Here is a 5,963-nt window from a genome sequence, read left to right as displayed (position 1 = left end):
GGGGGGCGGCCCGGCCCTCCCCGTGGGTGCGCCCGCCGGCCCACCCCGGGAGGCGGCCGGCCCCTATCGCCGGGGCGCCGCGGGGGGGGCCCCCCCCCCCCCCGGGCCACCGCCGGGCGGTCCATGGGCGGTCCCCGGTCGACCCGATGGGGCCCGCCCATGACCGCGAGCAGCACCCGGCCCGGCCCCACGCCGTGCGCCCCCCGCACCACCGAGGCGCACGCCCTCACCCCCGTGCCGGCCGCCACCGCCCCCGGCGCGACCTCGTACCACCGGCTCACCGCGCTCGCCCCCGTCCTGCGGGTGCGCTGCGCCCCGCCCCGCCGCGGCGACGGCTGGATCCCCGCCGCCGACCTGACCACCCGGCCCGAGGCGGTCCGCGAGCTGATCGCCCACGACGCCCGGCAGGGCCTGGCCCGCTACGGGCGGCCGCTGCGCCCGGACGTGGCGGCCGGCTTCGGCCTGCACCGCGTCGTGTGGCCGCTCTCGCTGCTGTTCACGCTGCCGTGGTTCCTGGAGCGCCGGGTCCCGCTGCTCGGCCCGGAGGACGTCTCGGTGCGCCGCGGCACCGACCGGGTGGAGCTGACGGTCCGCCCGGAGGCGTTCGCCTGCCTGCCGGACGACCCGGCGGCCGGCGTGCCGCAGGCCCGTACGGTGCCGGACGGGAACGCGTTGGCCGCCGAACTGCGGTGCGCGCTGGGCGGGTTCCTGGAACCGGTGCTGGCCGCCTTCCGGCCCGAGGTGCGGCGCGGGCCGCGGGTGCTGTGGGCGATGGCCACGGACGCGGCGGTGGAGGGGCTCTGGTACGCCGGCGGGCTGCTCGGGGAGCAGGAGCGGGCGCGCGCCGAGCTGTCCGCGCTGCTGGAGCCCCCGCAGGCGGGCGGCGCGGCGGCGGCACCGGCGTGCGCGCCCGGCGTGACCGGCGGCCCCGCTCCGGCCCCGTCCCCCTTCACCCCGGGTGCCGGTTTCGCCGCGCCGGCGCCCGGGTGCGGGGATGCTTCGGGCACCGACCGGGCCCGGGCCAGCTGCTGCCTCGTGTATACCGCCCAACCGGAGGACATCTGCGGCGGCTGCCCCCGCGTCATGCAGGGTTGACGAAAACACGTGCGAAGCCGGATCCGGAAAGCCCGGAATTCCGGGAATAGCCCGCTTCAAATGCATAAGAAAATGCGATTGTCGCGGGGTCAGAAATCCCTCTACTCAGCGCATTGGCACCGAATCGGCCATTCCCCCGCCGAGCATCCGCCATGATGGTCCCCGCCATCACGACGCAGGAACGCGACGCAGGAAAGCGAGGCTGGTTCCGGCGATGAAATTGTCCGACATACCGCTTGGCTGGGCCGTCACCGGAGGTGCGGGGCTGCTGGTCAGCGCGCTCCTGGTGGCCCTGGTCCGGAGCCGGGGATCCGCCGCCGCCGGAGGGCCGGATTCCTGGGAGCGTTCCGAGGAACGGCGCCGCCGCAAGGAATCCCTGTACGGCGGCGCCTCGTACACGCTGCTGTTCTGCTGCGCGGGTGTCGCCGCCGCGCTGTCCTTCCACGGGCTGGTCGGCTTCGGGGTGCAGAACCTCGGACTGTCCGGCGGCTGGGAGTACCTCGTGCCGTTCGGCCTCGACGGCGCCGCGATGTTCTGCTCGGTGCTCGCCGTGCGCGAGGCCAGCCACGGCGACGCCGCGCTCGGCTCCCGGCTGCTGGTCTGGCTGTTCGCCGGCGCCTCGGCCTGGTTCAACTGGGTGCACGCCCCGCGCGGCTTCGGCCACGCAGGCGCCCCGCAGTTCTTCTCCGGCATGTCCCTCTCGGCGGCCATCCTGTTCGACCGGGCGCTCAAGCAGACCCGCCGGGCCGCGCTGCGCGAGCAGGGGCTCGTCCCCCGCCCGCTGCCGCAGATCCGCATCGTGCGCTGGCTGCGCGCCCCGCGCGAGACCTACGCGGCCTGGTCGCTGATGCTCCTGGAAGGCGTCCGCAGCCTCGACGAGGCGGTGGACGAGGTCCGCGAGGACAAACGGGAGAGGACCGTGGAGCGGGAGCGCCGCAGGCTCGCCGGCCGCCGCGAGCGGGCGGAGATCCGGGCGATCAGCCGCAGCAACAGCGCCTGGCGCGGACGCGGCGGCGCCGCACGGCAGTTGGAGTCCGGCTCGGAACCCGCCATAGCCGGCGGGCCCGCGGCGGAGCGGCCCGCCGGGCCGCGCGAGGTCGAGGCCGCCGAGGGCGCGGTGGTGCCCGCCGAGGGCACGGTGGCCCAGCCGGGCCTGCCCGCCCGCCCGGAGCGGCGCACCATCGACCTGACCATCGACGAGGACACCGTGACGCTGCCGCGGCTGGACTCGCTGGAGCGCAAACTGAAGGACCTGGAGCAGCAGTTCGGGTAGCCGGATCTAGGCCGCGGGCGTGCCGCTGAGCTCGAACCACATCCGCTTGCCGGACCCGCGCGGCTCCACGCCCCAGGCGTCCGCCAGCGCCTCGACGAGCATCAGCCCGCGCCCGGAGGAGGCCTGCTCCCCCGGGGTCCGGCGGGTCGGCCACAGGTCCGACTCGTCCTCCACCTCGACCCGCAGCCGGGCCCGGCCGCCGTCCGAGGCCGGCTCCCGGTAGAGCCGGGCGGTGAACATGGCGTCCCGGTCGGTGTGCCGGATGGCGTTGGTGACCAGTTCGGAGGAGAGCAGTTCGGCGGTGTCGATGAACTCGGCGACGCCCCAGCGGCGCAGCGCGTCGCGCAGCTCCGCCCGGACCTCGGAGATCCGCGCCAGGTCGGCCTGGCCGATCCGGCGGCGCAGCTGCTGGGCGGCCAGGCCGCCGGCCGGACCGTCCCAGCGCAGGAGCAGCAGCGCTATGTCGTCCTCGCGCTCGCTGGAGTCGGCGGCCTGGGAGGCGATCCGGTCGGCCAGGTCCTCCAGCGGGTCGCGGGCCGCCTCCTCGGCGCGCGGCAGCGGGCGGGCGAGCGCCCGGGTGAGCCGGGCGATGCCCTCGTCCAGGTCCATGCCGCGCGCCTCGACCAGGCCGTCGGTACAGAGCAGCACCGTCTCGCCCGGGTCCAGGCTGAACCGGGTGACCCGGTACTCCTGGTCCGGGTCGATGCCCAGCGGCAGCCCGCCGGCCACCGGCACCACGGCGGCGGTGCCGTCCGCCCGGCGCACCACCGGGTCGAGGTGGCCGGCCCGGACGGCGTAGACCACGCCGTAGTCCACGTTGACCTCGGCGTAGGCGCAGGTCGCGAAGTGGTCGGTGTCCAGGTCGGCGAGGAAGCGGGAGGCGCGGGCCATCACCGCGGCCGGCGGGTGCCCCTCGGCCGCGTAGGCGCGCAGCGCGATCCGCAGCTGGCCCATGATCCCGGCGGCGTGCACGTCGTGGCCCTGGACGTCCCCGATCACCAGGCCGACGTGCCCGCCCGGCAGCGGCACCACGTCGTACCAGTCGCCGCCGATCTGCAGGCCGGAGCCGGCCGCCAGGTAGCGCACGGCGGTCGTCACCCCCGGCACCGACGGCACGGTGCGCGGCAGCATCACCCGCTGGAGGCCGGCCGCCAGCTCGTGCTCGGCGTCGTGCAGCCGGGCCCGGGCCAGGGACTGGGCGACCAGCCCGCCCAGGGTCGACAGCAGGGTGCGCTCGTCGGCGTCCAGCTCGCGCTCGTCGTCGAAGCTGACCACGCAGACGCCGATCGCCCGCCCGCTGGCCACCAGCGGCAGGAACGCCCAGGAGCCGCGCCCGGTACGGCTGGTCGGCTCCCAGACGTCGGGGTAGGACGCGCGGAACTCCTCGCGGGTCGGGATGAACACCGGCGCCCGGTGGCGCACCGCCTCGGCGGCCGGGTGCCCGGCCGGCAGCACCGTGCGGTCCCAGACCGCCAGCGCCTCGGTCCGGTAGCCGGAGGCGCCGAGCACCTGCGCCCGGCCGGCCTCGAAGGAGGCCAGCACCAGGCCGTCCGGCGGCAGGCCGGGCAGCGGCAGCCCGGTGAACACCCGGGCCACGTCGCGGACGGTGACGGCTTCGGAGAGGGCGCGGGCCGCCTCCTTGATGAACCGGGAGCGCTCCTCGCGCAGCAGGGCCATCCGGTCGGCGCGGTCGCGCTTGTGCAGTTCGACGGTGGCGTCCCAGACGAAGCCCACCATCCGCGAGGCCCGGCCGAAGGCGTCCGCGAGCACCCGGCCGCGGAAGCGCACCGCGCGCATGGTGCCGTTGGGCCCGACGGTGCGGTAGTAGGCGCCGCACTGGCCCAGTTCGGCCACCGCGCGCTCGACCCGGCGGCGCACCACCGGCGCGTCCTCGGGGTGCAGCAGGGCCAGGAAGGAACCGGCGGTGCGGTCGAAGCGGCCCTGGTCCATGCTGTCCAGGCCGATGATCGCGCAGGCCCGGTGGTCGCCCTCCAGGACGTCGCGGCGGATGTCCCAGTCGAAGGAGCCGATGCCGTTGGCGGCCATCGCGGGCTCCAGCCAGTCCGGCATGGTGTCCGCGGAGGCGGGCGGCAGGCTGCCGGGGAGCACCGTCGCCAGCCGTCCGGCGGCGAGCGCGGGCGCCGGGCGCGGCACGGGCCGGCGCACCGCCTGCGCGGGCGGCTTCGCCCGGCCCGGCCCGGTCGCATTGGGGCCGGTGGAGGGCTGGTCGACCGTCACGGGACCGGGACCGGCGGGGTTCGGACCGGTGGTGCGGGCGGAGGCTGCCTGCTGCGGTTCGGCGGTGGGCACACCGGGTGGAAGCGCCGGCCCCGGCGACTCGGGCTCAGTGGGCATGCTGCTCCTGCCGCTGCCGTGGCGGACCGCGCCGACCGTCCGGCCGGGCCGCGTGGCGGTGTGATGGGTGGTGCTGGATCGGACGGTGTCGACGGGCGGGGTCGGTCGAGGTTCGGTCTCCCCGCTGCTTCCCGCACGTGGACACACATTCCCACCATCCTGTCCAATGTTGGGCCGAGCGGCAATGGCAACGGGCCGGAAATCTTCCGTTCCGCCTTCTGTTCTGGGCATGCTTCGAAGGCGAATGAATCGACGGCGAACGGTGCGACGGGCCGCGCGCCCCGCCCGCCCCGCGCCCCCGAGCGCCCCGTGCGCCCTGTGCCCGCGCCCCGAGCCCGTGCCCCGCGCCCCGGGAGCGGCCGGGCTCAGGGCAGGGCGAGCTCGAACCAGGTGACCTTGCCGTCGCCCCGCAGCTGCACGCCCCACGCGTCCGCGAGCGACTCCACCAGCAGCAGGCCGCGCCCCGAAGTCGCGTACTCGGCGTCCGGATCGCGGCGCCGGCCGGGCAGCCGGGTCGTGCCGTCCTGCACCTCGATCCGCAGCCGGTGGTCCGACCCGAGCACCGCGTCGAACACCGCGCCCTTGCCGGTGTGCAGCAGCGCGTTGGTCACCAGCTCGGAGGAGAGCAGTTCGGCGGTGTCCGACAGCTCCGGCACCCCCCAGTGGCTGAGCGCCGTCCGCAGCCGCCGGCGGACCGAGCCGACCGCGACCAGGTCGGCCGGGTCGAGCGTCAGGTGCAGCCGGCGGTGCAGGGCGCAGCCGGGGGCCGAGGTGCCCGGCAGGGTCGTCCCGGTGCCGCCGGCTGCGCCCGGGGCGGGCCCGGACCGGTAGGCGTCACCCGAACTCGTCCGCTGCCGCGGGAATCGCGACTGACCGTCCATCAACACATGCCCCCGCCCTCGAATCCGGGCCCCCGCCTCCGGATCCCCCGCCGGCCGGGTGGCCCCCACGTTCTGACCACTCATCCTCATGCCCAGTTGACGGCGTTTGCAACAGTGTGCGTCCGATCACGTGGGGTGAAAGGGGCACGGGGAGGTTCACGTGATCCAACTGCCCGCGCCGGACAGGTTTGCGAAGCGCAGAGCCTGTTTTCGAGCCCGCCCCCGCCCGCGCCCGCGCCCCCCCCCCGGGCCCCCCAAGAGCGCGGGGGTCGCCGGAACGCCCGGGGCGGCCCCCGCCCCGGCGGCCCGCCGCGACCGGCCTCAGAGCTCGGACGGCCCCCAGGCGTCCACCACCAGCT

General features: G+C 76.4%; 4 protein-coding genes. 2 read left to right on the top strand and 2 right to left on the bottom strand.

What is annotated here, in order from left to right; translation table 11 throughout:
• Positions 1-159: 159 nt before the first annotated feature.
• A complete protein-coding gene (locus ACFV61_RS33630) occupies positions 160-1,095 on the top strand; it encodes a (2Fe-2S)-binding protein (protein WP_380495862.1) in 936 nt (311 codons plus the stop codon).
• A gap of 214 nt (positions 1,096-1,309) precedes the next feature.
• Complete coding sequence (locus tag ACFV61_RS33625; RefSeq protein WP_380495861.1) at positions 1,310-2,368, top strand: DUF2637 domain-containing protein; 1,059 nt, start codon at positions 1,310-1,312, stop codon at positions 2,366-2,368.
• Positions 2,369-2,374: 6 nt separating this feature from the next.
• Here the strand turns inward: ACFV61_RS33625 and ACFV61_RS33620 are convergent, their stop codons facing one another.
• Together ACFV61_RS33620 and ACFV61_RS33615 are read right to left on the bottom strand one after the other, a co-directional pair.
• Entirely contained in the window at positions 2,375-4,723 is a 2,349-nt protein-coding gene (locus tag ACFV61_RS33620; protein ID WP_380495858.1) for a SpoIIE family protein phosphatase, read from the bottom strand.
• A 365-nt stretch (positions 4,724-5,088) separates the two neighbouring features.
• A complete protein-coding gene (locus ACFV61_RS33615) occupies positions 5,089-5,604 on the bottom strand; it encodes an ATP-binding protein (RefSeq protein ID WP_107452835.1) in 516 nt (171 codons plus the stop codon).
• Between the last annotated feature and the right edge of the window lie 359 nt (positions 5,605-5,963).

The sequence above is a fragment of the Kitasatospora sp. NPDC059817 genome (genome assembly GCF_042731835.1).
GTDB lineage: Bacteria > Actinomycetota > Actinomycetes > Streptomycetales > Streptomycetaceae > Kitasatospora.
Note: the sequence above shows the minus strand (reverse complement) of the source record. Positions and strands in the feature narration are given on the sequence as shown.

Excerpts from the sequence above, each read along its gene's own strand:
- ACFV61_RS33625 (WP_380495861.1), top strand. The coding sequence starts at position 1,310 with ATGAAATTGTCCGACATACCGCTTGGCTGGGCCGTCACCGGAGGTGCG.
- ACFV61_RS33615 (WP_107452835.1), bottom strand. The coding sequence starts at position 5,604 with ATGGACGGTCAGTCGCGATTCCCGCGGCAGCGGACGAGTTCGGGTGAC.
- ACFV61_RS33630 (WP_380495862.1), top strand. The coding sequence starts at position 160 with ATGACCGCGAGCAGCACCCGGCCCGGCCCCACGCCGTGCGCCCCCCGC.
- ACFV61_RS33620 (WP_380495858.1), bottom strand. The coding sequence starts at position 4,723 with ATGCCCACTGAGCCCGAGTCGCCGGGGCCGGCGCTTCCACCCGGTGTG.